Origin of the sequence: Modicisalibacter sp. MOD 31.J (genome assembly GCF_020147985.1) — a bacterium.
In the GTDB taxonomy this organism is placed as follows: Bacteria; Pseudomonadota; Gammaproteobacteria; order Pseudomonadales; family Halomonadaceae; genus Modicisalibacter; species Modicisalibacter coralii.
Map to the genome: position 1 here is coordinate 86,473 of NZ_JAGXFF010000002.1, position 26,890 is coordinate 113,362.

Annotated in this window: 29 protein-coding genes; 23 read left to right on the forward strand and 6 right to left on the reverse strand. The window is 67.2% G+C overall.

Features of this window, described 5'->3' with window-relative positions; translation table 11 throughout:
• Nucleotides 1–157: 157 nt before the first annotated feature.
• From KGR00_RS05845 to KGR00_RS05875, 7 genes are all read left to right on the forward strand, one after another.
• Nucleotides 158–772: a riboflavin synthase subunit alpha gene (locus tag KGR00_RS05845; protein ID WP_224417318.1), complete on the forward strand. Its 615-nt coding sequence runs from the start codon at nucleotides 158–160 to the stop codon at nucleotides 770–772.
• 203 nt (nucleotides 773–975) lie between these two features.
• On the forward strand, nucleotides 976–2,289 hold the full coding sequence (locus KGR00_RS05850; RefSeq protein ID WP_129138549.1) for an NCS2 family permease: 1,314 nt from the start codon (nucleotides 976–978) through the stop codon (nucleotides 2,287–2,289).
• The gene (locus KGR00_RS05855; protein WP_129138548.1) at nucleotides 2,289–2,837 is read left to right on the forward strand and encodes an adenine phosphoribosyltransferase; all 549 of its coding nucleotides are present in this window, start codon (nucleotides 2,289–2,291) and stop codon (nucleotides 2,835–2,837) included. The genes KGR00_RS05850 and KGR00_RS05855 overlap by 1 nt, the downstream gene beginning before the upstream one ends.
• Nucleotides 2,838–2,918: 81 nt before the next feature.
• Nucleotides 2,919–3,413: a xanthine phosphoribosyltransferase gene (gpt, locus tag KGR00_RS05860; RefSeq protein WP_129138547.1), complete on the forward strand. Its 495-nt coding sequence runs from the start codon at nucleotides 2,919–2,921 to the stop codon at nucleotides 3,411–3,413.
• A 37-nt stretch (nucleotides 3,414–3,450) separates the two neighbouring features.
• Nucleotides 3,451–4,137, forward strand: coding sequence for a uracil-DNA glycosylase (gene ung, locus KGR00_RS05865; protein ID WP_129138546.1), 687 nt, complete (start codon nucleotides 3,451–3,453; stop codon nucleotides 4,135–4,137).
• A 122-nt stretch (nucleotides 4,138–4,259) separates the two neighbouring features.
• Nucleotides 4,260–4,889: a uracil phosphoribosyltransferase gene (upp, locus tag KGR00_RS05870; protein ID WP_129138545.1), complete on the forward strand. Its 630-nt coding sequence runs from the start codon at nucleotides 4,260–4,262 to the stop codon at nucleotides 4,887–4,889.
• Nucleotides 4,890–5,000: 111 nt separating this feature from the next.
• Nucleotides 5,001–6,251 (forward strand): uracil-xanthine permease family protein, encoded by a 1,251-nt coding sequence (locus KGR00_RS05875; RefSeq protein WP_224417317.1) that lies wholly within the window; start codon nucleotides 5,001–5,003, stop codon nucleotides 6,249–6,251.
• Nucleotides 6,252–6,255: 4 nt separating this feature from the next.
• Here the strand turns inward: KGR00_RS05875 and KGR00_RS05880 are convergent, their stop codons facing one another.
• Entirely contained in the window at nucleotides 6,256–6,837 is a 582-nt protein-coding gene (locus KGR00_RS05880) for a cupin domain-containing protein (protein WP_224417316.1), read from the reverse strand.
• A 233-nt stretch (nucleotides 6,838–7,070) separates the two neighbouring features.
• Between KGR00_RS05880 and mobA the strand changes: the two genes are divergently transcribed.
• The 7 genes from mobA (at nucleotide 7,071) to KGR00_RS05915 (ending at nucleotide 12,319) form a co-directional block, all read left to right on the forward strand.
• On the forward strand, nucleotides 7,071–7,658 hold the full coding sequence (gene mobA, locus KGR00_RS05885) for a molybdenum cofactor guanylyltransferase MobA (RefSeq protein WP_224417315.1): 588 nt from the start codon (nucleotides 7,071–7,073) through the stop codon (nucleotides 7,656–7,658).
• A 129-nt stretch (nucleotides 7,659–7,787) separates the two neighbouring features.
• Nucleotides 7,788–8,357 carry a molybdopterin-guanine dinucleotide biosynthesis protein B gene (mobB, locus tag KGR00_RS05890; protein WP_224417314.1) on the forward strand — a complete coding sequence of 190 codons (570 nt, stop codon included), beginning with the start codon at nucleotides 7,788–7,790 and terminating at the stop codon, nucleotides 8,355–8,357.
• Nucleotides 8,354–9,601, forward strand: coding sequence for a gephyrin-like molybdotransferase Glp (glp, locus tag KGR00_RS05895; RefSeq protein ID WP_224417313.1), 1,248 nt, complete (start codon nucleotides 8,354–8,356; stop codon nucleotides 9,599–9,601). Before mobB ends, glp begins: the two co-directional genes overlap by 4 nt.
• The gene (gene moaC, locus KGR00_RS05900) at nucleotides 9,598–10,422 is read left to right on the forward strand and encodes a cyclic pyranopterin monophosphate synthase MoaC (RefSeq protein WP_224417312.1); all 825 of its coding nucleotides are present in this window, start codon (nucleotides 9,598–9,600) and stop codon (nucleotides 10,420–10,422) included. Before glp ends, moaC begins: the two co-directional genes overlap by 4 nt.
• Nucleotides 10,423–10,424: 2 nt before the next feature.
• Nucleotides 10,425–10,877, forward strand: coding sequence for a molybdopterin synthase catalytic subunit MoaE (gene moaE / locus KGR00_RS05905; protein WP_224417311.1), 453 nt, complete (start codon nucleotides 10,425–10,427; stop codon nucleotides 10,875–10,877).
• Nucleotides 10,874–11,863, forward strand: coding sequence for a GTP 3',8-cyclase MoaA (gene moaA, locus KGR00_RS05910; protein ID WP_224417310.1), 990 nt, complete (start codon nucleotides 10,874–10,876; stop codon nucleotides 11,861–11,863). Before moaE ends, moaA begins: the two co-directional genes overlap by 4 nt.
• Before the next feature lie 168 nt (nucleotides 11,864–12,031).
• Nucleotides 12,032–12,319 (forward strand): hypothetical protein, encoded by a 288-nt coding sequence (locus KGR00_RS05915; RefSeq protein WP_129138536.1) that lies wholly within the window; start codon nucleotides 12,032–12,034, stop codon nucleotides 12,317–12,319.
• Between the two features lie 148 nt (nucleotides 12,320–12,467).
• Here KGR00_RS05915 and KGR00_RS05920 read toward each other — a convergent pair whose 3' ends face one another.
• Nucleotides 12,468–14,054: a ribonuclease J gene (locus KGR00_RS05920; RefSeq protein WP_224419801.1), complete on the reverse strand. Its 1,587-nt coding sequence runs from the start codon at nucleotides 14,052–14,054 to the stop codon at nucleotides 12,468–12,470.
• A 224-nt stretch (nucleotides 14,055–14,278) separates the two neighbouring features.
• On the opposite strand from KGR00_RS05920, the gene purU reads away from it, so the two are divergent.
• Nucleotides 14,279–15,130: a formyltetrahydrofolate deformylase gene (gene purU, locus KGR00_RS05925; RefSeq protein ID WP_129138535.1), complete on the forward strand. Its 852-nt coding sequence runs from the start codon at nucleotides 14,279–14,281 to the stop codon at nucleotides 15,128–15,130.
• A 73-nt stretch (nucleotides 15,131–15,203) separates the two neighbouring features.
• On the opposite strand, the gene dinB is transcribed toward purU, so the two are convergent.
• The gene (gene dinB, locus KGR00_RS05930) at nucleotides 15,204–16,250 is read right to left on the reverse strand and encodes a DNA polymerase IV (RefSeq protein WP_224417309.1); all 1,047 of its coding nucleotides are present in this window, start codon (nucleotides 16,248–16,250) and stop codon (nucleotides 15,204–15,206) included.
• A 15-nt stretch (nucleotides 16,251–16,265) separates the two neighbouring features.
• Nucleotides 16,266–16,919 carry a transcriptional repressor LexA gene (gene lexA / locus KGR00_RS05935; RefSeq protein WP_224417308.1) on the reverse strand — a complete coding sequence of 218 codons (654 nt, stop codon included), beginning with the start codon at nucleotides 16,917–16,919 and terminating at the stop codon, nucleotides 16,266–16,268.
• 258 nt (nucleotides 16,920–17,177) lie between these two features.
• On the opposite strand from lexA, the gene KGR00_RS05940 reads away from it, so the two are divergent.
• The 6 genes from KGR00_RS05940 to KGR00_RS05965 all read left to right on the forward strand — a co-directional run bounded on the left by KGR00_RS05940 (nucleotide 17,178) and on the right by KGR00_RS05965 (nucleotide 22,097).
• Nucleotides 17,178–17,837 carry a TetR/AcrR family transcriptional regulator gene (locus KGR00_RS05940; protein ID WP_129138532.1) on the forward strand — a complete coding sequence of 220 codons (660 nt, stop codon included), beginning with the start codon at nucleotides 17,178–17,180 and terminating at the stop codon, nucleotides 17,835–17,837.
• Nucleotides 17,838–17,839: 2 nt separating this feature from the next.
• Nucleotides 17,840–18,358, forward strand: coding sequence for a L,D-transpeptidase (locus KGR00_RS05945; protein WP_224417307.1), 519 nt, complete (start codon nucleotides 17,840–17,842; stop codon nucleotides 18,356–18,358).
• 70 nt (nucleotides 18,359–18,428) lie between these two features.
• Entirely contained in the window at nucleotides 18,429–19,466 is a 1,038-nt protein-coding gene (gene nagZ / locus KGR00_RS05950; protein ID WP_224417306.1) for a beta-N-acetylhexosaminidase, read from the forward strand.
• Between the two features lie 2 nt (nucleotides 19,467–19,468).
• Entirely contained in the window at nucleotides 19,469–20,740 is a 1,272-nt protein-coding gene (locus KGR00_RS05955) for a mechanosensitive ion channel family protein (RefSeq protein WP_224417305.1), read from the forward strand.
• The gene (locus KGR00_RS05960) at nucleotides 20,733–21,311 is read left to right on the forward strand and encodes a hypoxanthine-guanine phosphoribosyltransferase (protein ID WP_129138528.1); all 579 of its coding nucleotides are present in this window, start codon (nucleotides 20,733–20,735) and stop codon (nucleotides 21,309–21,311) included. The genes KGR00_RS05955 and KGR00_RS05960 overlap by 8 nt, the downstream gene beginning before the upstream one ends.
• 57 nt (nucleotides 21,312–21,368) lie before the next feature.
• Nucleotides 21,369–22,097, forward strand: coding sequence for an S-methyl-5'-thioinosine phosphorylase (locus KGR00_RS05965; protein ID WP_129138527.1), 729 nt, complete (start codon nucleotides 21,369–21,371; stop codon nucleotides 22,095–22,097).
• A 76-nt stretch (nucleotides 22,098–22,173) separates the two neighbouring features.
• Here the strand turns inward: KGR00_RS05965 and KGR00_RS05970 are convergent, their stop codons facing one another.
• Together KGR00_RS05970 and KGR00_RS05975 are read right to left on the reverse strand one after the other, a co-directional pair.
• Entirely contained in the window at nucleotides 22,174–23,886 is a 1,713-nt protein-coding gene (locus KGR00_RS05970) for an AMP-binding protein (protein WP_224417304.1), read from the reverse strand.
• Between the two features lie 58 nt (nucleotides 23,887–23,944).
• On the reverse strand, nucleotides 23,945–24,391 hold the full coding sequence (locus KGR00_RS05975) for a MerR family DNA-binding transcriptional regulator (RefSeq protein WP_129138525.1): 447 nt from the start codon (nucleotides 24,389–24,391) through the stop codon (nucleotides 23,945–23,947).
• A 151-nt stretch (nucleotides 24,392–24,542) separates the two neighbouring features.
• Between KGR00_RS05975 and KGR00_RS05980 the strand changes: the two genes are divergently transcribed.
• Nucleotides 24,543–25,709, forward strand: coding sequence for an acyl-CoA dehydrogenase family protein (locus tag KGR00_RS05980; RefSeq protein ID WP_224417303.1), 1,167 nt, complete (start codon nucleotides 24,543–24,545; stop codon nucleotides 25,707–25,709).
• A gap of 55 nt (nucleotides 25,710–25,764) precedes the next feature.
• Nucleotides 25,765–26,871 carry an enoyl-CoA hydratase/isomerase family protein gene (locus KGR00_RS05985; RefSeq protein WP_224417302.1) on the forward strand — a complete coding sequence of 369 codons (1,107 nt, stop codon included), beginning with the start codon at nucleotides 25,765–25,767 and terminating at the stop codon, nucleotides 26,869–26,871.
• The last annotated feature ends 19 nt before the right edge of the window (nucleotides 26,872–26,890 follow it).

Here is a 26,890-nt window from a genome sequence, read left to right on the forward strand (position 1 = left end):
CAAGAGTGGGCGCAGAATCGCAGAAAAAACGCATGCCAGGAGCGCCATTATCGGTCGTTTGTTCTGCCTGATGCTGACGGGCTCGCCGTGGCACGGCGGAATGGACGCCCGCGGGCGGTTTTCCTAGACTGGCCGCCTCGTCACGGGGAGGCAAGACATGTTCACGGGTATCGTGCAGGGCACCGCCGAGCTGGTCGCGGTGGAAGAGAAACCGGACTTTCGCACTCATGTGCTGGCGCTGCCGGCCGGCTGTCGCGAGGGCCTCGAGCTGGGCGCCTCGGTGGCACACAACGGCTGTTGCCTGACCGTGACCGCCATCGACGGCGAGCGGGTCAGCTTCGATCTGATGCGCGAGACCCTGCGGCTGACCAACCTGGGGCAGCTGGCCATCGGCGATCGCGTCAACATCGAGCGTGCGGCACGCTTCGGCGACGAGATCGGCGGCCACGCCATGTCGGGCCACGTGATCGCCATGGCCGAACTCTGCGAGATCGACGAGGCCCCCAACAACCGGCGGTTATGGTTCGAGCTGCCGCCTCCCTACGGACGTTTCCTGTTCGAGAAGGGCTACATCGGTGTCGACGGCATCAGCCTGACCATCGGCGAGGTGCGCGAGCGGCGCTTCTGCGTCAACCTGATTCCCGAGACCCTGGCGCGCACCACCTTGGGCGACCGGGCTCCCGGGGACCGGGTCAATATCGAGATCGACCCGCAGACCCAGGCGATCGTCGAGACCGTCGAACGGGTCCTGGCGGCGCGTCAACTCGGCTGATCCCCTTCGCCGTCTAGCGTGGCCACGGCGTTGACTGCCGGCGTGGCGCGTTCGCATGACCTGTCGCTACAGTCACTGTTTCGAGCCATGGCCGGCAGCGGCGGGTGCCGGCCACGGCTCGCGTCGCCCCGGGCCATTGGGTACCATAGGCGGCTTTTCGTGCTGCTCCCCGAAACCAGAGTTCGACTGCGCAGGGTTGACCCATGTTGAAACGACAACTGAACAATTATTTCAAGCTGGACGAACACCACACCGATATCCGCACCGAGGTCATCGCCGGTATCACCACCTTCCTGACGATGGCCTACATCATCTTCGTCAACCCCAGCGTGCTTTCCCAGGCGGGCATGGACCAGGGCGCGGTCTTCGTCGCCACCTGTCTGGCCGCGGCGATCGGCTGTCTGATCATGGGGGCCTGGGCCAACTATCCGGTCGCGCTGGCCCCGGGGATGGGGCTCAACGCCTTCTTCACCTACTCCGTGGTGATGGGCATGGGCAAGAGCTGGGAGGTGGCGCTGGGAGCGGTCTTCCTGTCGGGGGTGACCTTCTTCCTGCTCAGCGTGTTCCGTATCCGTGAATGGATCATCAACTCGATCCCGCTGTCGTTGCGGCTGGGGATCGCCGCCGGGATCGGGCTCTTCCTGGGGATCATCGCCCTGGAGAACGCCGGCATCGTCGTCGCCCAGCCGGCGACCCTCGTGACCCTGGGCGATCTCTCGCAGCCGGCGGCGCTGTATACCCTGGGGGGCTTCTTCGCGATCACCGCGCTGTCCCACCTGCGGGTCACCGGCGCGGTGATGATCGGCATCCTCGGCGTCACCCTGGTCGGCATCCTGCTCGGCCACAACCAGTTCGGCGGCCTGGTCTCGGCGCCACCCTCCATCGCGCCGGTGATGTTTCACCTGGATATCGCCGGGGCGCTCGACGTGAGCATGCTCAGCGTGATCTTCGCCTTCCTGTTCGTCGATCTCTTCGACACCGCGGGGACGCTGGTGGGCGTCGCCCATCGCGGTGGCCTGCTCGACAAGGAGGGCAAGCTGCCGCGGCTCAACCGCGCGCTGATGGCCGACAGCACCGCGACCATCAGCGGTTCGCTGCTGGGTACCTCGTCCACCACCAGCTACATCGAGAGCGCCTCGGGTATCGCCGCGGGCGGGCGCACCGGCCTGACCGCGGTGGTGGTGGCGATCCTGTTCCTGGTCAGCCTGTTCTTCGCGCCGCTGGCCGGCTCGATCCCGGTCTACGCCACCGCCGGCGCGCTGCTCTACGTCGCCGTGCTGATGTGCGGCAGCCTGGCCCACGCCGACTGGGACGACGTCACCGAAGCGGCACCGGTGCTGATTGCCGCGCTGGCCATGCCGCTGACCTATTCTATCGCCAATGGCATCGCGCTGGGCTTCGTCAGTTTCACCCTGATCAAGCTGTTCTCGGGGCGTTATCGCGACCTCAACCCGGCGGTGGTGGTGCTTTCTGTGCTGTTCATTGGCAAGTTCTTGTTCCTCGATGGAGGCCATTGATGAGTAGTATCTACGGGGACTACATCAAGTCCGTGATCCGCACCGTGCCCGACTGGCCTCAGCCGGGGGTGAACTTCCGCGACATCACGCCGGTGCTGCAGAACAGCGCGGCCTTTCGCAAGTTGATCGACAGCTTCGTGCACCGCTATCAGGAGATGGATCTCGACGCCATCGCCGCGATCGACGCGCGGGGCTTCATCATCGGCGCGCCGGTGGCCTATGAGCTGGGCTGCAGCTTCGTGCCGGTTCGCAAGAAGGGCAAGCTGCCGTTTCGGACGCTCAGCGAGACCTACACGCTGGAGTACGGCGAGTCGACGGTGGAGCTGCACTCCGACGCCTTCCGCGAGGGCGATCGCATCCTGGTCATGGATGATCTGATCGCCACCGGTGGGACCATGCTGGCCGCCGCCAAGCTGATCCAGCGCAGCGGCGGTCAGGTGGTGGAAACCGCGACGATCATCGACCTTCCCGAACTGGGCGGTTCCCAGAAGATTCGCGACGCCGGCCACGGCGTGTTCGCGGTGTGTTCCTTCCTCGAGAGCGACTGAGTCCGACTCGGCGCTCGATTGACTCGACCACCCGGGGTAGGCATGCCGGGGGTCGAGCCTTGCCAACAGGTGACTCTCGTCATGTCAGCCAATCGCTACCAGCAGCATTTCACCGTCTCCTGGGATCAGCTCCACCGCGACGTGCGCGCGTTGTGCCACCAGCTCGTCGAGCGCGATTTCGCGGGGATCGTCGCCATCACCCGTGGCGGCCTGATCCCCGCGGCGCTGATCGCCCGTGAACTCAATGTGCGGCTGATCGATACCGTGTGCATCAAGAGTTACGACCACATGGACCAGAGCGAGCTGGACGTGGTCAAGGGTGTCGACCACGACGGCGAGGGCTGGTTGCTGGTCGACGACCTGGTGGATACCGGCAAGACGGCCCGGGCGGTGCGCGAGATGCTGCCCAGGGCGCATTTCGTGACCGTCTACGCCAAGCCGGAAGGGCGCCCGCTGGTCGACCAGTACCTGACCGAGGTGGCCCAGGATTGCTGGATCCAGTTCCCCTGGGACATGGGCATCGCCTATGTCGAGCCGCTGGTCGATCAGGTGCGCAGCGCCGCCACCGACGATTGATCCTTCGAACGAGCCAACGCCAAACGCGAGGCAGGCGATGACGCAGGTTCCCCTTCCCGAGAGCTGGGCCCGCCACCTAGGCGGTGAATTCGATGCCCCCTACATGCACGCGCTGCGCGATTTCCTGGCGCGCGAGAAGGCGGCGCGCAAGGTGATCTATCCGCACTCCGCGAACTGGTTTCGTGCCTTCGAGCTCACGCCGCTGGATCGCGTGCGGGTGGTGGTGCTCGGCCAGGATCCGTATCACGGCCCCGGCCAGGCCCACGGGCTGTGCTTTTCGGTCCGCCCCGGCGTGCCCACGCCCCCCTCGTTGCAGAACATCTACAAGGAACTCGCCGCCGACGTCGCCTTCGCGCCGGTCGATCACGGCTTTCTCGAGAGCTGGGCGGAGCAGGGCGTGCTGCTGCTCAACAGCGTGCTGACCGTGGAGCGCGGCAATGCCGGGTCGCATCGCAATCAAGGTTGGGAGACCTTCACCGACCGCGCCATCCAGGTGGTCAACGAACAGTGCGACGGCGTGGTCTTCCTGCTCTGGGGCAGCTACGCCCAGAAGAAGGCTTCGTTCGTCGACCGTCACAAGCATCGGGTCCTGCACGCCCCGCATCCCTCACCGCTGTCGGCGCATCGCGGCTTCTTCGGGCAGCGCCATTTCTCGCGCGCCAACGCCTTTCTCGCCGAGCGCGGGCGCGGCGCCATCGACTGGCAGTTGCCGGCCGTCGTCTGATCGCGTCGGGCGAGCCGGCGATGGCGACTTAACCCGCCGGCCCCGGCGCGCTAGAATGGCGCGCGATTTCGGGGCCCCGGCCCCGACCCGCTTTCCAACCTGCCTCGCAAGGGACCCCCGCCATGAGCGTTCATGCCATCCAACACCCGCTGGTCAAGCACAAGCTCGGCCTGATGCGCGCCGCCGAGATCAGCACCAAGAGCTTTCGCGAACTGGCCGGCGAGGTCGCCAAGCTGTTGACGTATGAAGCGACCCAGGATCTCGACCTCGAACCGCAGACCATCGAGGGCTGGAACGGCGGGCCGATCGAGGTCGAGCAGCTCAAGGGCAAGAAGGTCACCATCGTGCCGATCCTGCGCGCCGGGCTGGGCATGCTCGAGGGGGTCACCGACCTGATCCCCAGTGCGCGCATCAGCGTGGTGGGGCTGTATCGCAACGAGGAGACCCTCGAGCCGGTGCCCTATTTCGAGAAGTTCACCAACGACCTCGACGAGCGTCTGGCGATCGTCATCGACCCCATGCTGGCCACCGGCGGCTCGATGGTCGCCACCCTGGACATGCTCAAGGAGCGCAACTGCCCGCTGATCAAGGTGATCGTGCTGGTCGCCGCGCCGGAGGGCCTGCGCCGGGTCCAGGAAGCGCATCCCGACGTCGAGATCTACACCGCGGCGATCGACGAGCGACTCGATGAAAATGGCTATATCGTGCCCGGCCTCGGGGATGCCGGCGACAAGATCTTCGGCACCCGCTGACAGCGCCCGCCAAGCCCCATTCGCGCCCCACCGTCCTCGACGCCTGGGGCGTTTTTTCGACTCAAGCCCGAGCCGCTTCGCGAGAGAGCGGCCGACACCGACGGAGCCTTCATGTCATCCGATAGCGTTGCCCCGGCCTCCCGGGCCGATTCCCCGCTGCGCACCCTGATCACCGGCGCGCAGATGCTCTTCGTCGCCTTCGGCGCCCTGGTGCTGGTGCCGCTGCTGACCGGGCTCGATCCCAGCGTGGCGCTGTTCACCGCCGGAGTGGGCACGCTGGTCTTTCATGGCGTGACGCGCCGTAGCGTGCCGGTCTTCCTGGCCTCGTCGTTCGCCTTCATTGCCCCCATCCAGGGCGCGGTGACGAATTTCGGCATCCCGGCGACGCTGGGCGGGCTGTTCGCCGCCGGGCTGGTCTATGTGGTGATCTCGCAGTTCGTGCGCCTCAAGGGAACCGGCTGGCTGCATCGGCTGCTGCCGCCGGTGGTGGTGGGGCCGGTGATCATGGTGATCGGCCTGGCGCTGGCGCCGGTGGCGGTGGACATGGCCACCGGCGAGACCAGCGAGGCCATCGGTTATGGCCAGGCGATCGTCCTGTCCATGGCCAGCCTGCTGGTGACGCTGCTGCTGGCGGTGTTCGGCCGCGGTCTGCTGCGGCTGGTGCCGATCCTAGGCGGCATCCTGGTCGGCTATTCGCTGGCCCTGGTCATGGGGGTGGTCGACCTCGGTGCGGTGCACCAGGCGGCGTGGTTCGAGATACCTTCCTTCGTCGCGCCGAGCTTTCACCTGTCGGCGATCCTGTTCATGCTGCCGGTGGCCATCGCCCCGGCGGTCGAGCACATCGGCGACATGATCGCCATCGGCTCGGTGACGCGCCGCGACTATCTGGTCAAGCCGGGGCTGCACCGCACCCTGCTGGGTGACGGCCTGGCCACGTCCACCGCGGCGCTGTTCGGCGGGCCGCCCAACACCACCTACTCCGAGGTGACCGGGGCGGTGACCCTGACCCGCAACTTCGACCCCCGGGTGATGATCGTCGCCGCTTTCGTGGCGATCCTGCTGGCCTTCGTCGCCAAGCTCGGCGCGCTGCTGCAGAGCATCCCGGCGCCGGTGATGGGCGGCATCATGACGCTGCTGTTCGGCTCGATCGCGGTGGTCGGCATGAACACCCTGGTGCGCGCCGGCCAGGCGCTGACCGCGCCGCGCAACCTGGTGATCGTGTCGTTGATCCTGGTCTTCGGCATCGGCGGCATGCAGATCGGCGGCGGCCAGTTCGCCCTGCAGGGCGTGAGTCTCTCCGCGGTGGTGGGCATCCTGCTCAATCTGGTGTTGCCGGCGGCAGAGGAGGAGGCGGCGCCCTGACAGCTCAGCGGTGATGGCGTGTGTCGCCCCCGTCGGTGAAGCTCGGCGGGTTGTTGGCACTGACGATCACGCAGTCCTCGTCGCCGACATTGCGGAAGCGGTGGGGCCGGCGCGAATCGAAGTAGTAGGCGTCGCCGGCGTGTAGCCGGCGGGCTTCGCCGTCGACCCACAGTTCGATCGAGCCCGAGACCACCACGCCGCCTTCCTCGCCCTCGTGGGTGAGCATGTCCTCGCCGGTATCGGCGCCGGGCGGATAGTGCTCGTGGATGATCGACATGCGCCGCTCGGCGCGTCCGGCGGCGACCAGGCGCCAGGAAAGCACGCCGTCGCCGATGTCGATCAGGTCCTCGGCGGCGTAGAACACCGGCTCGCGCTCGCGCGTCTCGATGGCGAAGAACTCGCTGATCGACAGCGGCATGGCGTCGAGGATCTTCTTCAGCGAACTGACCGAGGGACTGACGCTGTTCTGTTCGATCAGCGAGATGGTGCTGTTGGTCACCCCGGCGCGCTTGGCCAGCTCGCGTTGGGAAAGACCCCGGGCCTGGCGCAGTTGCCGCAGCCGGGCGCCGACATCGAAACCGCTCATGGGTGTGCCTTGTGCATTATCCTCGACGGCATGATAGCCGGTTTACCCGAGGCGACGAAGACTGCCATGCTCCGTTCGGTCGGTAGCCGAGCACGCCGCCCGGCTGGACGCGCGGGGCCGAAGGCAGCCATCCTGAGGGCCATGGCCGGCGGTGTTCGCGAGTGTCGACTGGCCCGTCCGGACCATTGCTGGCGCCTGCGAGTCGGGCCATCGAAACGGTGACAGGCAGAACCATGGAGCATCCAGAGATTACCGGCGTGGTGCTCGCCGGCGGCCAGGGCCGACGCCTGGGCGGCGTCGACAAGGGCTGGTATCGCTTTCAGGGCCGGCCGCTGATCGAGCACGTCGTGACCCGCCTCGAGACGCAGGTGCCGCGCTTGATGATCAACGCCAACCGCTCGCTCGAGGCTTACCGCGCGCTGGGCTTTGCGGTGATCGAGGATCGCCGGCCCGGCTTCGCGGGCCCGTTGATGGGCATCTGGAGCGCGCTGTGCGCCGCCGACACGCCCTGGGTGGTGGTGGTGCCCTGCGACACGCCGTGTCTGCCCGATGACCTGGTCACCCGCCTTCACCAGGGGATCGGTGGGAAGGCCATCGCCGTGGCCCACGACGGCACGCGAGCGCACCCCGTGATCGCCCTGATCCGTCGCGATCTGGCCGACGACCTGGCGATCGCGCTGGCGGCGGGAGAGCGCAAGGTCGCGCGCTGGTACGCGCGTCACCCCTGTCGTTACGTGAACTTTGCCGAGGGCCCGGCGGCCTTCGCCAATCTCAACACGCCGCAGGACGGGGCGGCGCTGGCGCCGGATGCGACACAGTGACTCGCCGGCGTCCATGCCCCGCAACGCGGCCCCTGGTGCCGGCGATTTCCGGTATCCTTGGCCGATGGCCCGTGTCGGGCGCCACGATCAGCCGCGGTCCCGCTGCGGGCCGTCAATTCCGGGAGTGCCATGCGACTCGATCTCGACAACGAATCCCTGCCGCTGCTGGGCATCGCCGCCTGGAGCGGGACCGGCAAGACCACCCTGATCGAGGCCCTGCTGCCGCGATTGCGTGACGCCGGGCTAGCCGTGGCGGTGATCAAGCACGCCCACCACGACATCGAGGTCGACCGGCCGGGCAAGGATAGCCATCGCCTGCGGATGGCGGGTGCCGCGCCGATGCTGGTCGCCTCGCGGGAACGCCTGGCGCTGACCATGGAAACCCCCGATCGGGCGGCTCCGGACCTTGCCCGGTTGATCGACCAGGTGCGTCCGTTCGAGCCCGACCTGGTGCTGATCGAGGGCTTCAAGCGCTGGCCGTTGCCGCGGCTGGAACTGTACCGGGCGTCGCTGGGCCGACCGATGCTGGCCGTCGGGGACCCCTGGGTCCGGGTGGTGGCCAGCGATGCCGCCGTCGAACTGCCCCCGGGAGTGACGCGTCTCGAACTCGACGACATCGAGGCGCTGGCCCGCTACATCGCTGCCTGGCCGGCACGCTGGCCGGCGTGCCGTCATCCGCGCGGGGAGGTCCCGGCATGAGCCTGTCCTGTTTCGACCTCGGCGAACGGCTTCTGAGTGTCGAGGAGGCCCAGGCGGCGCTTGGCGAGTTGACGCCCGCCCCGCTGGGCACGGAGACGCTCGATCTGGCCGTCGCGCTCGACCGGGTACTGGCCGAACGCGTGTCGTCGCCGATCGACGTCCCCCAGAACACCAATTCGGCCATGGACGGCATCGCCGTGGCCTGGACGGGCAGCGAGACGTTGCGGCTGGTCGGCGAGGTGCTGGCCGGTTCGCGTTTCGCCGGGACGCTCGAGGCCGGCGAGGCGGTCACCATCACCACCGGGGCGCCGCTGCCGCGCGGCGCGGACAGCGTGATCATGCGCGAGCAGCTGGACATCGATGCCGCGACCGCGCGGGTGCGGGTCCGCGAGCCCGATACCGTGAGGCGCGGTCAGAACGTGCGTCAGGCCGGGGAGGACATCGCCCGCGGCAGCCTGGCGGTGGCCGCCGGCACCCGGCTCAGGCCGCAGCACCTGGGATTTCTGGCCTCGCTGGGGCGCGCGCGGGTGACGGTCCATCGCCGGCCGCGCGTGGCGCTGTTCTCGACCGGGGACGAGGTCACCGCGCCGGGGGCGACGCTACCCGACGCCGGCATCTTCGACGCCAACCGCTTCTCGCTGCGCGGCCTGATCGAACGGCTCGGCGGCGAGGTAGTCGACCTGGGCATTCTCGCCGACGACTGCCGGGCGATTCACGACGCGCTCGAGGCGGCCGTGCGCGATGCCGACATGGTGATCACCAGCGGCGGTGTGTCGGTGGGCCAGGCGGACTGGGTCAAGATGGCGCTGCAGCGTCTGGGCCGGCTGGGCTTCTGGCGTATCGCCATGCGCCCGGGCCGGCCGCTGGCGTTCGGCGTGCTGGGCCCACGCGAGGTGCCGTTCTTCGGCCTGCCGGGCAATCCGGTGTCGGCGATGGTGACCTTCCTGCAGTTCGTTCAGCCGTTGCTGCGCCGCCTGCAGGGCGAAACGGCCTGGCGTGCCCGGCGGCTGGTCGCCGTGGCCGACGAGCCATTGTCGAGTCGCGCCGGGCGGGTCGACTTCCACCGTGGCATCTATACGGGCGGTTCGGACGGTCGACTGTCCGTGACGACCACCGGGCCCCAGGGGTCGGGCATGCTGTCGTCGATGCTGGCCGCCAACTGCCTGATCGAAATCGACGCCGCGCGGGACCACGTCGCCGCGGGCGATACCGTGACCATTCAACCCTTCGGGGAACTGACATGAGCCTGACTCATCTCAACGTACGCGGCGAGGCCCACATGGTCGACGTCGGCGACAAGGCCACGACGCAACGCGAGGCGGTGGCCTCGGGGCGCGTCCACATGCGCCCCGAGACCCTGGCATTGCTTGCCGACGGCGGGCTGCCCAAGGGGGACGTGCTGGCTACCGCGCGCATCGCCGGTATCCAGGCGGCAAAACGCACCCATGAATTGATCCCGCTGTGCCATGCTCTGGCGCTGACCAAGGTCACTGTCGACTTCGATCTCGACGAGGCATCGAGCTGCGTCGAGGTCTCGGCGACCTGCCGCCTGGCTGGACGGACCGGGGTCGAGATGGAGGCGCTGACGGCGGTCTCGGTGGCCTGTCTGACGCTTTATGACATGTGCAAGGCCGTCGACAAGGCGATGATCATCGGCGACATCCAGCTCGAGTCCAAGCGGGGCGGCAAGTCGGGCGACTACACGCGTGCCGAGTCATCGGAACCGCTTGCCGGGGGCCGTGAGGCGGCACCCATCGTTACCGGCGAGTGCCAGGAAGGCTGCATCGAGGTCACGCCGCGCACCGGCGAGCCCGTGATTCGCGTCAAGTGTCTGGCGGAACTGCGCGAGCGGCTGGGGATCGGCGAGCTGGACATGCCGCTGGAAAGGCTGCGCTCCAGTGACGTCGCCGGGCTCAAGGCGGCGCTGGCCGAGCATGACCCGCGCTTTGCGCTGCTCGCCGAGCGGCGCGTGCTGTGTGCCGTGAATCAGGTGATGAGCGGTGAGGAGACCCAGCTCACCGATGGTGACGAGGTGGCCTTCTTTCCGCCGGTGACCGGAGGTTGAGCATGATTCGTATCCAGACCGAACCGTTCGACCCGGGCGTCGAGCAGGCGGAATTGCTCCGCCGGCGTCATGACATCGGGGCGGTCGTCTGCTTCACCGGCCTGGTGCGGGACTTCAACGAATCCCCGGATGTCACGGCGCTGACGCTCGAGCATTATCCCGGCATGACCGAGGCCTCCCTCGGCGAGATCGTCGCCGAGGCCGGGCGTCGCTGGGCGCTCGATGGCGTGCGCCTGATCCACCGGGTCGGACGCCTCGAACCCGGCGACCCCATCGTGCTGGTCGCGGTGGCCAGCGCTCACCGCCGTGCGGCCTTCGAGGCCTGCGATTTCATCATGGATTATCTCAAGACACGTGCGCCGTTCTGGAAGAAGGAACACACCACGCACGGCCACTATTGGGTGTCCGAACGCGATACCGATCACGCCGCCGCCAGGCGTTGGGAGGAAAGATGACGGCATTGATCGACGACTTTCAGCGAGCCGTTCGCTACGTGAGGATTTCGGTCACCGACCGCTGCGACTTCCGCTGCGTCTACTGCATGAGCGAGGAGATGACGTTCCTGCCGCGCGAGCAGGTATTGACGCTGGAAGAACTGGCCTTGGTGGCACGGGCCTTTACCGAGCTGGGGGTCGAGAAGATTCGGCTGACCGGCGGGGAACCGCTGGTTCGCCGCGGCATCACCGATCTGGTCGACGAGATCGGCCGGCTCGACGGACTGCGCGATTTCACCATGACCACCAATGGCGCCGGGCTCGGCAAGCATGCCCGGGCGCTGCGCCAGGGCGGGCTCGATCGGCTCAATGTCAGCCTCGATTCACTGGATCCCGAGCGTTTTCGGCGACTGACCCGCACCGGTAACCTCCAGCGGGTGATCGATGGCATTCGTGCCGCCCAGGATGCCGGCTTCGAGCGCATCAAACTCAATGCCGTGATTCTCAAGGGGCGCAACGACGACGAAGTGCTCGACCTGGTCGACTTCGCCCGTCGCGAGCGACTCGATATCAGTTTCATCGAGGAGATGCCGCTGGGCGATGTTTCCGACCATTCGCGCGGCGAGACCTACTGCTCCAGCGACGAGGTCCAGCGGCTGATCGAGACGCGATACACCCTGATTCCGACCACCGAATCGACCCTGGGGCCGTCGCGCTATTTTTGCATGCCCGGCAGCCAATCACGGGTCGGGTTCATCTCGCCGCACAGTCACAACTTCTGCGCGACCTGCAATCGTGTCCGGGTCACGGTCGAAGGGCGCTTGCTGCTGTGCCTGGGCAATGAACACTCGGTCGATTTGCGCTCGGTCATGCGGCGTTACCCCGGTGACATCGAACCCCTCAAGGAACGCATCATCGCGGCCATGCCCCTCAAGCCCGAGCGCCATCATTTCTCCACCGATGGCGACGTCCAGGTCGTACGATTCATGAACATGACGGGTGGCTAATTGCCACTCGCCTCTTTCTCCTCCTGAAAAACTCGTGATCGCCGATGCCGGTGTCGTTCAACGATACCCGGCAATCAACTTCACTTGCTTATTACCTGCTCACGAATATACTTTTTACATTCCCATGCCGTTTTGGGTTTTTTACATCGCTTTGAATGGAGGAGGATGATGTCCAGCGAATCCCTGGAAAAGATTGCTCGCAACAAGAATGTGGCGCGGGCAGCCGCGCGTCAGTTGAGCATGGAACAGTTGCACAAACTGGCGGAAGTCATTGGCGAGGTCATCGAGCAGAAGCAGGAAGAAGAGCGGCGTCGTCAGGAAGAGGAGTCGGTCAAGGCGCGTAAGCTGGAAGAAATTCGCGAAGCCATCAACGATGCGGGTCTGTCGCTCGATGATCTGGTTTCCGAGCAGCCCAAGCGGCGTCGTGGTCGCCCCCCCAAGAACGAAAAGGCCTGAGTGTCGGGCCCATGCCCCGGTGACGAATCGCTTCGTTGCCGGGGCGTCCCAGGCCGGGAAAAAGCGGACGTCGATGTCCGCTTTTTTCGTGCCGGCGGGACGGGCAGTGTCGACTGTGACGAAAGGGCGGGGCGCCCCGGGGCGGGCGTCAGCTGAAAGCTTCGGCGGCCGAGAGTTGCAGGTGTACCGCCGGCGGCCGACGCACATGGTCCGCGAGCCAGTTCCGCAGGCGTGCCTTGAGCTGGGCGCGCAGTTCGGCCAGCGTTTCGCTGTCCGCTTGTTCGAGGGTGTCGTCGAGCCAGACGACGAACGCGGTTTCGTCGAGCGGCGACGGGCCGCTGTAGTCGAGCAGCAGCCGACCCACGCGCTGCCAGCCCCCGGATTCCAGGGCGATCACGGGCAGTACCAGGTGCAGATCGCCCTCGCGGGCATGGCGGTCCTGGGGGGCGCTCTCCAGATCGCGGAGTGAATGCACGTTGTCCTGATGCACGATACGGGGGGTCAGGGCGATGTGTCGCTCCACGCTCAGCCCCTGTCTGTCGAGGCGGATCAGATCACCGTTACCGGGTAGCAGCGGGGCGTCGATGCCCAGTTCCTCGGCGATCTCCCGGTGAGCCTGCTGGTGGCGGTGTTCGCCGTGCACGGGCAGCAGCCGGCGCGGCCGGACCCACTCGTAGAAGGTGCGCAGCTCGTCGCGTGCCGGATGACCGGAGGCATGCAGTGCCGGGTACCGGGATTCTTCCAGGACCGTCACGTCGAGGTGTTTCAGGCCGCGCTGCAGGCGCTCGATATGGCGCTCGTTGCCGGGGATCGCCTTGGCCGAGAAGATCACCGTGTCGCCGGGCTGGAGTTCCAGGTCCGGGTGGGCGTGGCGGGCCAGGCGCGACAGCGCGGCGCGCGGCTCGCCCTGGCTGCCGGTGGCGATGATCAACACCTCCTCGGCCGGCAGGTAGCCCATGTCGCGGACCGGCACGAGGGGCGGGAAATCCTCGAGATAGCCCAGGCTTCGGGCGATGCGCACCATGCGCTCCATCGAACGCCCCATCAGGCCGACGCGACGTCCGCAGCGTTTCGCCGCCCTGCCCAGCGCCAGCACCCGCGCCAGGTTGCTGGCAAAACACGAGACGATCACCCGTCCGGGGCATTCGGCCAGGGTGGTCTCGAGGGCGCGGGCCACGTCGCCTTCGCTCCCCGACCAGCCGGGTTGCAGGGCATTGGTGGAATCGCCCACCAGCAGGTCGACGGGGGCGATGGCGCGAAAGCGGGTCTCGTCGACCGGTTCACCGATCAGCGGCTCGGGGTCGAGTTTCCAGTCGCCGGTGTGCAGGACGCGGTGTTGCGGCGTGGACAGCAGCAGCGCGCAGCTCTCGGGAATCGAATGGGTCACCGGCAGGTAGCGCAGCATGAACGCGCCGCACTCCAGGGCGTCGCCGGGCTCGACGACATGGATCGCCTCGCTCGACAGGCCGCGCTCGTGAAACTTGGCGCGCAGCAGACCGGCGGCGAGCGGCGTGGCGTAGACCGTACAGCCCCACTGCGGCCACAGCCAGGCGGCGGCGCCGATGTGATCCTCGTGGCCGTGGGTGATGACCAGCGCTCGCGGCACGATGCCCAGGCCCGACAGCGGCTCGATATCGGGGACTTGCAAGGGGCCGTCGGGGAGGTCCTGACGAATCATCATCCCGCAATCCACCGCCAGCCAGTCGTCGCGATAGCCGTAGAGATTGAGGTTCATGCCGATTTCGCCGCTGCCTCCCAGCGGGAAGAAATACAGCGGTGGGCGCGGGCGGGGACGGACATGGACTCGGGAGTGCAGCATTATCGACACGGTATCGTCATGGAGATTGCACTATACGGGATGGCCCGCCGGGCCCACAACGAACGTTAGCCAAGCGGCGGCGATTCGTTACAATGTCGCCTCTTCATCATCGCCTCTTCAGCCGATTCAACGGATCATTCATGGCTCATTTCTATCGTCTCGTCGTTTCCTGCCCCGACCGCGTGGGTATCGTGGCTCGCGTTTCCGGTTTCATCGCCGCCCAGGGCGGCTCCATTACCGAAGCCAATCAGCATTCGGATCTGGCCACCGGGCGTTTCTTCATGCGCTACGAGATCCGTTTCGATTCGCCGAGCGACGCCGCGGCATTGAAAGCGGCCTTCGAGCCGATCGCGGACAGCTTCGAGATGACCTGGGCGCTCAACGACATTGCCCGGCGCAAGCGCGTGGTGCTGATGGTCTCCAAGGCATCGCACTGCCTGGTCGACCTGCTGTATCGCTGGAAGACCGGCGAACTCGATTGCGAGATTCCCTGCGTGATTTCCAACCATGACGATCTGCGCCCCCTGGTCGAATGGCACGATATCCCCTTCCATCATGTGCCGGTCGATCCGCTCGACAAGGCCAGCGCATTCGCCGAGACCCAGCGACTCATCGAGGCGGTGGACGCGGACAATGTGGTACTGGCGCGTTACATGCAGATCCTGCCGCCGTCGCTGTGCGAGCGCTACGCCGGTCGGGTGATCAACATCCACCACAGCTTCCTGCCCTCGTTCGCCGGGGCGCGTCCCTACCATCAGGCCTACGACCGTGGCGTCAAGCTGATCGGTGCGACCTGCCATTACGTCACCCAGGAACTCGACGCCGGGCCGATCATCGAACAGGACGTGCATCGTATCTCGCACTGTCATACCGCCGAGGATCTGGTGCGTTTCGGGCGCGACATCGAGAAGGCCGTCCTGGCTCGCGGGTTGCGCTGGCACCTGCAGGACCGGGTGCTGATCCACGGCAACAAGACGGTGGTCTTCGCCTGAAAACCCGCGTGTTCGCGCCCGTACTCAAGCCACTGAAGTGCGGGCGTGGTGATGCCGTCCGCTCGCCGCCCGGTCAGGAAAACAGCGTCAACTGACGGGCATCCTCGGGCGGGCGCAGGCGGACCCCGACGCCCAGCAGACGCACCGGGCGACTGCCGCGCGCCCAGGCCTCGTCGAGTAGCCCGGCATAATGCCCGGGATCGACGCCGTGGCCGGGCGCCTCGAGGGTGGTCAGGGTGAAGTCGTTGAAGCGCACCTTGACGAAGACCCCCTTGATCGCCGGATTGCCGTGACGTTCGAGGCGCGTCTCGAGGCGGGTGATGAGCTCGGGCAGGGCGGCCTGGCAGGCCGCGAGATCGGGCAGGTCGTGGTGGAAGGTGTTCTCGGCGCTCACCGACTTGCGTTCGCGCTCGACCCGTACCGGGCGTTCGTCGATGCCGCGGGCGAGTTCGAAGAGGCGGCGGCCGAACTTGCCGAACGTGTCGATCAGCGATTCCAGCGGCCAGGTCTTCAAATCGGCGCAGGTGCGGATACCCAGGGCCTCGAGACGGGCCGCGGTGGCCGGGCCCACGCCGTGCAGCTTGGCGACGGGCAGGGCGGTGATGAAGTCGTCGACGGCCTCGGGGGTGATCACCGTCAGGCCGTCGGGCTTCTCCCAGTCGCTGGCGATCTTGGCGAGAAACTTGCTGGGTGCCACGCCCACCGACACCGTGATACCGGTGCGCTCGAGCGCTTGTTGCTTGATCCAGCGGGCCATCCAGGTGGCGCTGCCGCGAAAGCGCTCCACCTCGCTGACGTCGAGATAGGCCTCGTCGAGCGACAGGGGCTCCACCAGCGGGGTGAGTTCGTGGAAGATCGCCTGAATCGCCTGCGAGACCGCGCGATAGCGGGGAAAGTCCGGCGGCAGCACCGTCAGGCCGGGGCACAGGCGCAGTGCCCGCGCGGTGGGCATCGCCGAGCGCACGCCGAAGGCGCGCGCCGGATAGTTGCAGGTGGCGATCACGCCGCGCTGCGCAGTGGTACCGCCGATGGCCAGGGGGATGTCGCGCAGGGCCGGGTCGTCGCGCATCTCCACGGCGGCGTAGAAGCAGTCGCAGTCGGCATGCAGGATCTTGCGCATGCGCGGACGATCGCCTCAGCCGAGCGCCTGGCCGTTGCCGCCGCGAATCACGCCCACCCCGACACCCTCGATTTCCAGGTGATCGTGGCGCAGGTCGACCTCGATCGGCGCGAAGTCGGCGTTCTCGGGCAGCAGGGTGACGCGATGCCCGTCGCGGCGAAAGCGTTTGACGGTGACGTCGTCCTCGAGCCGGGCGACCACGATCTGGCCGTCGCGGACCCGATCGGTGCGGTGCACGGCCAGCAGATCGCCCTCGAAGATCCCCACGTCGCGCATCGACAGCCCGCGCACCCGCAGCAGATAGTCGGCGCGGGGCGAGAAGAAGTCCGGCGACAACGGGCAGTAGCGATCGATGTGCGCGGCCGCGAGGATCGGGCTGCCGGCGGCGACCTCGCCGACGATCGGCAGGCCGCTGTCGAGTTCGGCCTCGGCGGCGGTGGCCGGTTCCGTTTCCTGTGCCGGCAGCCGGATACCGCGTGAGGTGCCGGGGATCATGCGGATCGCCCCCTTGCGATCGAGCGCGCGCAGGTGCTCCTCGGCGGCATTGGGAGAGCGAAAGCCCAGGGCGCGGGCGATTTCCGCGCGGGTCGGCGGATACCCCAGCTCGTTCATGGTCTTGACGATGAAGTCGTAGACGTTCTGCTGGCGCGGGGTGAGTGAGCGGGTCATGCGGCCTCCGCTGGTCGCTGGAATCGAAGCTGTGGCTGGGCGTGTGGTTAAGTATACAGCATGGAATTGTATCCAGTAATTCTCGCCGGGGAAATCAGGGGCGGTACGAAAAGTCGTCGAGTGCGGTCAGTTTGCCTACCCAGCCCAGTCACGGCGATCCGATGCGTTTAAAACAGCTTGGATTGTTGTCACTGTGTAAGCAGCGTAGAATTTCGGAAATGTTTTAAACAATCGTTTATAAGCAAGCAGAGATATGCCATGGCCCAGACCGATACGGTGACCCGCATCCTCAATACGGCCGAGGTGCTGTTCGCCGAGCGGGGATTCGCCGAGACCTCGCTACGCAACATCACCAGCAAGGCCAAGGTCAACCTGGCGGCGGTGAACTATCACTTCGGTTCGAAGAAGGCCCTGATCCAGGCGGTCTTCGCCCGCTACCTGGACCCGTTCACCGAACGTTTCCACGCCACCCTGGATGCGCTCGAGGCGGAGTACCACGGCAAGCCGATCCCGCTCGAGGTCCTGCTCGAGAACATGGCCCGCACGGTCCTCGAGGTGCCGGCCGAGCGCAACAGCCTGAAGGTCTTCATGCGTCTGCTCGGGCTCGCCTATACCCAGGCCCAGGGGCATCTGCGCGGCTACATCCAGCAGCACTACGGCAGCGTCTTCACCCGCTTCGCCGAACTGGTGCGCCGGGCCACGCCGGAGTTGCCGGACGCCGAGCGTTTCTGGCGGTTGCACTTCATGCTGGGCACGGTGATCTTCACGCTGTCGGGTCTCGACGCCCTGCGCGACATCGCCGAGCAGGATTACGGTGAGCACGTCAGCGTCCGTGAGCTGATCCGTCGCCTGCGGCCGGTGGTCGTGGCGGGCATGAACGCACCCCTTCCCGAGCCGCCCCAGGCGTTGGCGGGGTAAGCATGCGCACGCCCCGACTCGATGAATTGCCGCCCGAGGCGGGCCCCTGGCTCGAGGTCGATGTCGAACGCCAGTGCCTGACGCTGTGGCAGGGGCGCGAGGCGCTCGAGACCCATGCGGTGTCGACGGCCGCCGCCGGCCCGGGGCAGCGTGAGGGCAGCGGCGGTACGCCGCTCGGCTGGCACTACGTGCGGGCGGTGATCGGCGGCGACCAGCCCCTGGGCAGTGTCTTTCGCGGACGCCGGCCCACCGGGGAGATCTTTTCCCCGGCGCTCGCCGAGGCCCATCCGGGGCGCGACTGGATCCTGTCGCGCATCTTCTGGCTGTGCGGCCTGGAGCGCGGTATCAATCGTGGCGGTGTCGTCGACTCGCAGCGCCGCTATATTTACCTTCACGGTACCCCGGGCAGCGAGCCGATGGGCCGTCCGGCGTCCCACGGCTGCGTCCGTGCCCGGGATGCGACGCTGGAGCGTCTCGTCGCGTTCGCCGAGCCGGGGACGCCGGTATGGCTGCACGACTGACGGCAATGGCTGTTGCTCGGCGACGCCATTGGTCTAGAATCGGCTCCCTTCACAGCCAAGGACATCGACCATGACCCAACCGATCGGTCCGGTGATGCTGGATCTCGAAGGCACCACCCTGACCCGTGCGGAGCGGGAACTGCTGGCGCGACCCGAGGTGGGCGGCGTGATCCTCTTCTCGCGCAACATCGTCGACGCCGCTCAGGTGCGCGAACTGTGTGCCGCGGTGCGCGGCGTGCGCAGCGATCTGCTGCTGGCCATCGACCAGGAAGGCGGGCGTGTCCAGCGCCTGTGCGAGGGCGTCACGCGCTTGCCGTCGATGGGCCGACTGGGGCGCTGTTATCCGGACGATCCGCAGCGCGCGCTGCAGTTCTGCCACGATGCGGGCTGGCTGCTGGGGCTCGAGATGGCGGCATGCGGGCTGGATCTGACCTTTGCGCCGGTGCTCGACGTCGATACCGGCCTTTCCAGCGTGATCGGCGATCGCAGCTTCGCCGCCGACCCGCAGGCGGTGGCGGCGATGGGCGGGGCCTTCGTCGAGGGGCTGCACGAGGCGGGCATGGTCGCGGTGGGCAAGCATTTCCCCGGCCATGGTGGGGTGGCCGCCGATTCCCACCGCGAGCTGCCGGTCGATGCGCGGCCGCTGGACGCGCTGCGCCAGCACGATCTGATCCCCTTTGCCGCCCTGGCCGGGCGCCTCGAGGGGGTGATGCCGGCGCATGTCGTCTACTCGGCCTTCGACAGCCGGCCTGCCGGATTCTCGCCGAACTGGCTGGGCATGCTGCGCGAGGAGCTGGGCTTCAAGGGCGCGATCTTCTCCGACGATCTGTCCATGGCCGGGGCGCATGTCGCCGGCGGACCCGCCGCACGAGCGCTGGAGGCGCTCAAGGCCGGCTGCGACATGGTGCTGGTGTGCAACGATCGCCAGGCCGCGCTCGAGGTCGTCGAGGCCTGTACGGGACACGCCTCCAAGCGGCCGGCCAAGCTGCGCTACGGGCGGGCACGCCCCGAACTCGACTCGTTGCCGGCGCTGAGTCGCTGGCGGCGGATTCACGCGCGCCTCGAGGCGCTGGTCGAGACGCCACCGGGTAACCCGCAGGATCGCTGAGCATGCTGGAACTGCTGTCGCCCCTCGAGCAATGGGTCGAGACGCGTACGGGCCTGCCGGCGCCGCTGGTGACGCCGGCGGTGATCCTGGTGGTCGCGCTGGCCGCCGACCTGTTCACCCGACTGGTCATCTGGCGCTCCGTCCATCTGCTCGAGAAGACCCGCAATCGCTGGGACGATACCCTGCTGCTGGCCTTGCGGCGCCCGCTGTGGGTGAGCATCTGGGGGATCGCGGTGATCGCCCTGGCGGCGCTCGCCGCCCAGCGGCTGGACAACGCCTGGCTGACCGGGCACGCGCCCACCGCCCTCTGGCTGTTCGTGCTGGCGATGATCGGCTGGTTCGGGATTCGTCTGACCCGGCAGATCGAGCGGCGTCTGGTGTTCCCGCCGGCGCGGCATCCCGGCACGCCGCTGGATGCCTCGACGGCGTCGGCGATCAGCAAGCTGGTGGGGGCGACGATCCTCACCCTGGTCACGCTGGCCGCCCTGCAGGCGCTGGGCATGTCGCTGTCGGGGCTGCTGGCCTTCGGTGGCGTCGGCGGTCTGGTGGTCGGGTTCGCGGCCCGCAACGTGCTGGCGAATTTCTTCGGGGGGCTGGCGATCCATCTCGACAACCCGTTCAAGGTCGGCGACTGGATCTGCTCGCCGGACCGCGAGATCGAGGGCGTGGTCGAGGATATCGGCTGGCGCCTGACGCGGATTCGCACCTTCGACTCGCGGCCCTTGTACGTGCCCAACATGATTTTCGGCTCGATCGCGGTGGTCAATCCCTCGCGGATGCTCAACCGGCGCATCCACGAGAGCGTCGGCCTGCGCTATCGGGATCTCGACCGGATCGGCGACGTGGTGGGGCGTATCCGCACGATGCTCGAGCAGCACGAGGGCATCGATCGGGACAATCTGCTGCTGGTCAATTTCCAGACCTATGGCGCCTACTCGCTGGATATCCTGATCCATGCCTACACCCGCACCACCGACTGGGGCGAGCACCAGGCGATCAAGCAGGAGGTGCTGCTGCGCGTCGCCGACATCGTCGACGAGGCCGGCGCGGCGATCGCCATGCCCGCGCGGGAGTTGCACATGGCCGATCCCTTTCCCGGACAGGCGTCCGCGACGGACGACCGGGAACCCAACCAACAAGAGGCGCACGCGCACCCCACGCGCGGCGAACGCCCGCCTTCCACGCTGGATACATCGCGCCGCCAGTCCGCTCCCGAGGAGCGTCGCGCTCGCGGCCCCCTAGCCAGAGATACCGACCAGGATGCCGATGTCTGAATTCGATACCCACCACCACGATTCGCTGAACGCCATGCGCGAGATCATGGACAACGCCGACTGTCTGATCACCCAGGAGGACGTCGAGATGGCGCTGGATCGCATGGCCGCCTCGATCACCGAGGCGCTGGGCGACACCTTGCCGGTCTTCTACTGCGTGATGAACGGTGGGCTGATCACCACCGGCCATCTGCTGACCCGCCTGGGCTTTCCGCTCGAGGTCGACTACCTGCACGCTACCCGTTACCGCGGCGGGTTGCGGGGTGGTGAGCTGTTCTGGCGCGTCTCGCCGGAGATCCCCATGGCCGGCCGCCACGTGGTGATCGTCGACGACATCCTCGACGAGGGGGCGACGCTGGCGGCGATACTCGATTACTGTCACGAGGCGCAGGCGGCCAGCGTCTCCACCGCGGTGCTGGTGGACAAGCGCCACGAGCGCAAGGCGGTACCGGGGCTCAAGGCCGATTACTGCGGCCTGGAGGTCGAGGACCGTTACGTGTTCGGCTTCGGCATGGACTACAAGGGCTACTGGCGCAACGCGCCGGGCATCTTCGCGCCCAAGGGGCTGTAATAGAAGCGGCAGCAACGCAAGCGGCGTTCAGCGAACGACCATCAGCGAGGTGACAGCATGCTGGCGATCATCGGCGGTACCGGTCTCACCGCCTTGCCCGGGCTGGAAGTGATCAAGCGCCATTCGGCGGAAACGCCGCTGGGGGCGGCGTCGGCGGGAGTCGTCCAGGGCGCGCTGCAGGGCCGTGAGGTGCTGTTCCTGGCGCGTCATGGTCACCCGCACAAGCTGCCGCCGCACCGCATCAATTACCGGGCCAACCTCTGGGCGCTCAAGCAGGCCGGGGCCTCGGGCATCGTCGCCGTCAATGCGGTGGGCGGTATCGACCCGGCCCTGGCGCGGGGGGCCCTGGTCGTGCCCGATCAACTGATCGATTACACCATGGGGCGTGAATCGAGCTATTTCGATGGCCGTTTCAAGCCGATGAAGCACATCGATTTCTCCTGGCCCTACAGCGAGACGTTGCGTGAACGCCTGCTCGAGGCCGGCGCCACCGCGGGTGAGCCGCTGGAGGACGGGGGCGTCTACGGCTGTACCCAGGGGCCGCGGCTGGAGACCGCCGCCGAGATCGCCCGCATGGCGATGGATGGCTGCCGCCTGGTGGGCATGACCGGCATGCCCGAGGCGGCGCTGGCCCGGGAGCTGGAGCTTGCCTATGCCTCGCTGGCACTGGTGGTAAATCCGGCCGCGGGGGTGAGCGATCGCGAGATCGACATGACCGACATCGATGCCGTCGTGGCGGCGGGGATGGCGCGGGTGCGGCGCGTCATCGAAGCGTTGCTCGCCTGAGCCACGAGCCGGCGTCGGTTGACGCCGGCTCGATGATTGCTGCTTCACTGTTGCCGCAGCTCGCAGCTCGCAGCCGTTAGAGCCCCAGTTCGTGGGTGGCCACCTCGCGCATCTTGAACTTCTGGATCTTGCCGGTGACGGTCATCGGGAAGGCATCGACGAACTTCACGTAGCGCGGCACCTTGTAGTGGGCGATGCGGCCCTGGCAGAAGGCGCGCAGTTCCGCCTCGTCGAGGTCGGCACCGTCGACGAGCTTGACCCAGGCCATCACCTCCTCGCCGTACTTGTCATCGGGGACGCCGATCACCTGGACGTCGGAGATCGCCGGGTGGGTATAGAGAAAGTCCTCGATCTCGCGCGGGTAGATGTTCTCGCCGCCGCGGATGATCATGTCCTTGATGCGTCCGACGATCGCTACATAGCCGTCGTCGTCCATCTGCGCCAGGTCGCCGGTATGCATCCACCCGGCGGCGTCGATCGACGCCTCGGTGGCCGCCGGGTTGTCCCAGTAGCCGAGCATCACGCTGTAACCGCGGGTGCACAGTTCGCCGCGTTCGCCACGCGGCACGATGCGCCCGGTGGACGGATCGATCAGCTTGACCTCCTGGTGGGGGTGGATGGTGCCGACGGTGGTCACGCGCTTGTCGAGCGGCGCATCGGTCTGGGTCTGCAGGCTCACCGGGCTGGTCTCGGTCATGCCGTAGCAGATGCTGACTTCCTTCATGTGCAGCTTGTCGATCACCTGACGCATCACCTCGATCGGACAGATCGAGCCGGCCATGATTCCGGTGCGCAGCGACGAGAGATCGAAGCGGGCGAACTCGGGATGCTCGAGTTCGGCGATGAACATCGTGGGTACGCCATAGAGGGCGGTAGCCCGCTCCTCGGCGACCGCGGTCAGCGTGGCCAGGGCGTCGAAGCCTTCGCCGGGGTAGATCATCGCCGCGCCGTGGGTCATGCAGCCCAGGTTGCCCATCACCATGCCGAAGCAGTGATACAGCGGTACCGGGATCACCATGCGATCCTCGGCGGTGAGGTTGATCCGCTCGGCGACGAAGAAGCCGTTGTTGAGAATGTTGTGGTGCGACAGCGTGGCGCCCTTGGGCGCGCCGGTGGTCCCCGAGGTGTACTGGATGTTGATCGGCTCGTCGAACTGCAGCGAGGCCTGCAGCGCTGCCAGGCGGTCGGCATCGACGGCGTCGCCTTGCGCCTGCAGGGCGTCCCAGGTGAGCATGCCGGGCAGCGCCCAGTCGTCGTCGAGACATACCACGCGCGCGAGCTCGGGCAGGCGTTCGCCGGCCAGATCGCCATCGTGGGCGGCGTTCAGCTCGGGCACCAGTTCGGCGATCATGTCGGCATAGCGCGAGGTCTTGAAGGCCCCCTGCAGGATCAGGGTCGAGGTACCCGACTGACGCAGCGCGTATTCCAGCTCATGGGTGCGATAGCTGGGGTTGATGTTGACCAGGATGGCACCGATCTTGGCGGTGGCGAACTGGGTGATCGCCCATTCGGCGCGGTTGGTGGCCCAGATCCCCACCCGGTCGCCCTTGGCGACGCCGACGGCGAGCAGGGCGCGGGCCGTCCGATCGACCGCCGCCTTGAGCGTTGCCCAGGTGTAGCGCAGGCCCTGATGACGGCTGATCAGGGCCTCGCGATCCGGGTAGCGTGCCACGGTGGCATCGAAGCAGTCGCCGATGGTTTCGCCCTTGAGCGGCAGGTGGCCGATACCGCTGAGATAGCTGACCGGGGGCCGGTTGCTGGGCTGGGGCTGGCTGGCTTGGCGTGTCATCTCGTGATTCCTGCTTGTTGTTGTCCGCAAAGGGAAGCATCGTCGATGGGCGTAGGCTTCAGGCGTCGGCCCGCTGCCGGGCCAGGGCATCCAGCGACTCGCGGCAGCGCGCTTCGACGTCGTCGAGTTCGTGCTGCAGAGCGCGGATGTCCTCCATCTGGCGCTCGAGGGCCTGGCGCTTGTCGGCGAGGATGTCGAGCATGCGCTGCAGCTGGCGCTCGTCGCCGTCCGGCGCCTGATCGTAGAGCTGGATCACCTCGCGAATCTCGGCCAGCGAGAAGCCCAGCCGCTTGCCGCGCAGGGTCAGCTTGAGCCGCACCCGATCCTTGTCGTGGTAGACCCGGGTCTGGCCGCGTCGCTCGGGCTCGAGCAGGCCTTCCTGTTCGTAGAAGCGGATGGTCCGCGGGGTCACCGCGAAGCGCTTGGCCAGTTCCCCGATAGTGTAGGTGCGGCGATGGCGGGCGTCCTCCTGCCGGGAAGTGCGGGACGGGCGTGTGTCGGGCATGCGGCTATCCTCGGTTCGATGGCGAAGGTGTCACCGGGATCGAAGCGCTAGGCTAAATGGCATTGACGTTTACGTAAAGTAGACCATAAGTCGTCTTGTCGAGCGGCCACGCGCTGCTAGGTTGATAGCGAATCGGCCGGAGGAGACGACCATGGACTTTTCCCTCAGTGACGACCAGCGGGCCCTGCAGGATGCCGCGGCGGACTTCGCCAGGGCGGAACTCGCGCCCCATGCGGCCGAGTGGGATGCGACCGCCCATTTCCCGGTGGACGTCATCAAGCGCGCCGGCGAGGCGGGCTTTCTGGCGCTCTACGTCGCCGAGGACCACGGCGGCCTGGGGCTGTCGAGGCTCGATGCCTCGCTGATCTTCGAGCAGCTCGCTCAGGGCTGCGTGTCGACCACCGCCTACCTGACCATCCACAACATGGCGACCTGGATGCTGGCCGAGTGGGGCAGCGAGGCGTTGCGCGAGACCTGGATGCCGTCGTTGGTCGTCGGCGAACGTCTGGCGTCGTATTGCCTGACCGAGCCCGGGGCCGGCTCCGATGCGGCGAACCTGCGTACCCGTGCGGTGCGCGATGGCGACGACTACCGGATCACCGGCAGCAAGATGTTCATCTCCGGTGCCGGTGCCACCGACCTGCTGGTGGTCATGGCGCGCACCGGCGAGCCCGATTCAGGGGCCTCGGGGGTATCGACCTTCGTGGTTCCCGCCGACAATCCCGGCATCGAGTACGGCAAGAACGAGGACAAGATGGGCTGGAAGAGCCAGCCGACCCGGCTGGTCAGCTTCGACGACGTCAGGATCCCGGCGGGCAATCGCCTGGGCGCGGAGGGCGAAGGTTTCAAGCTGGCCATGCGCGGGCTCGACGGCGGCCGCCTGAACATCGCCAGCTGTTCGCTGGGGGCGGCCCAGCAGGCGCTGACGCTGTCCCGCGATTACCTGCACGAGCGCCAGCAGTTCGGCCGCGAGCTGGCGGCCTTCCAGGCCTTGCAGTTCAAGTTCGCGGACATGGCCACCGACCTCGTCGGCGCCCGGCTGATGGTGCGCCATGCTGCCTGGCAACTCGATCGCAAGGACCCGCAGGCGAGCGCGCACTGTGCGATGGCCAAGCGCCTGGCGACCGATGTCGGTTTTGCCGTGTGCAACGAGGCGCTGCAACTCCACGGCGGCTACGGTTACATCAAGGAGTATCCGCTCGAGCGTCTGGTTCGCGACACCCGGGTTCATCAGATCCTCGAGGGCACCAACGAGATCATGCGCGTGATCACCGCCCGGCGCCTGTTCGAGCCCGGTGCGCTCGAGGCACTGCAGTGAGTCGGGGGAAGAAAATGCCTCATCCGTTCCAGTCCCACCGGGAGATGATTGTCTCATGACCGAACCGCTCGTCCATTTCGAGGAACTCACCGGCCACGGCGATGCCCGGCTGGGCATCGCCAGGCTCGAGGCGCCACGCTCGCTCAACGCCCTGTCGCTGAGCATGATCGAGCGGCTCGAGGCACAGCTCGAGGCCTGGGAGGCGGACCCGGTGATCGCCGCGGTCTGGCTCGAGGGCAGCGGCGACAAGGCCTTCTGTGCCGGCGGCGACGTGGTCGCCCTGTATCACGCCATGAAAGGGGATGCGCAGACGCCCGGCGATGACTTTCCGACCCGCTATTTCACCGCCGAGTACCGCCTCGACTACCGCATCCATACCTATCCCAAGCCGCTCGTGGTATGGGGCGACGGTATCGTCATGGGCGGCGGCCTGGGGCTGATGGCCGGGGGTGGCGAACGGGTGGTCACCGAGACCTCGCGGATCGCCATGCCGGAGATCACCATCGGCCTGTATCCGGACATCGGCGCGAGCTGGTTTCTCAATCACATGCCCAGCGGGGTGGGGCGCTACCTGGGGCTCACCGGTGCCCAGTTGAACGCGCGGGATGCTTTGTCTCTGGGGCTGGCGGACCGTTTCATTCCCCGCGAGCGTCGCGATGCGCTCATCGCCGCCCTGCGCGAGGCGGACCTGAGCCGGCCCGCGGCGGCGGTCGCCGAGGTGCTCGGCCGCTTCGAGCATCGCGAGCAGGCGCCGCCGGGCCAGGTGCTGGCGTACTTCGACACCCTCCAGGCGCTGGCCGACGTCGCCGACGTCGCCGAGGCCGTGCGGCGGATTCTCGACGATACCCGCGACGATGCCTGGCTCGCCGCCAATCGCGCGCGGCTGGCCGCCGGCTGTCCGGTGACGGCCCATCTGGTCTGGGAGATGCAGGCGCGTCACCGTCACACCAGCCTGGCGGACGCCTTCCGCGACGAGCTGAACCTGTCGGTGCAGTGCACCCGACACGCCGATCTCGCCGAAGGCGTCCGTGCCCTGCTGATCGACAAGGACAAGCAGCCACGCTGGTCGCATCGCGACGTCGCTGCGGTGCCGCGCGCGGATGTCGACGATTTCCTGGCGCCCTTGTGGGCACCGGAGGAACATCCGTTACGAGCTCTCTGAGCGCGCCTTTGCGAAGGTC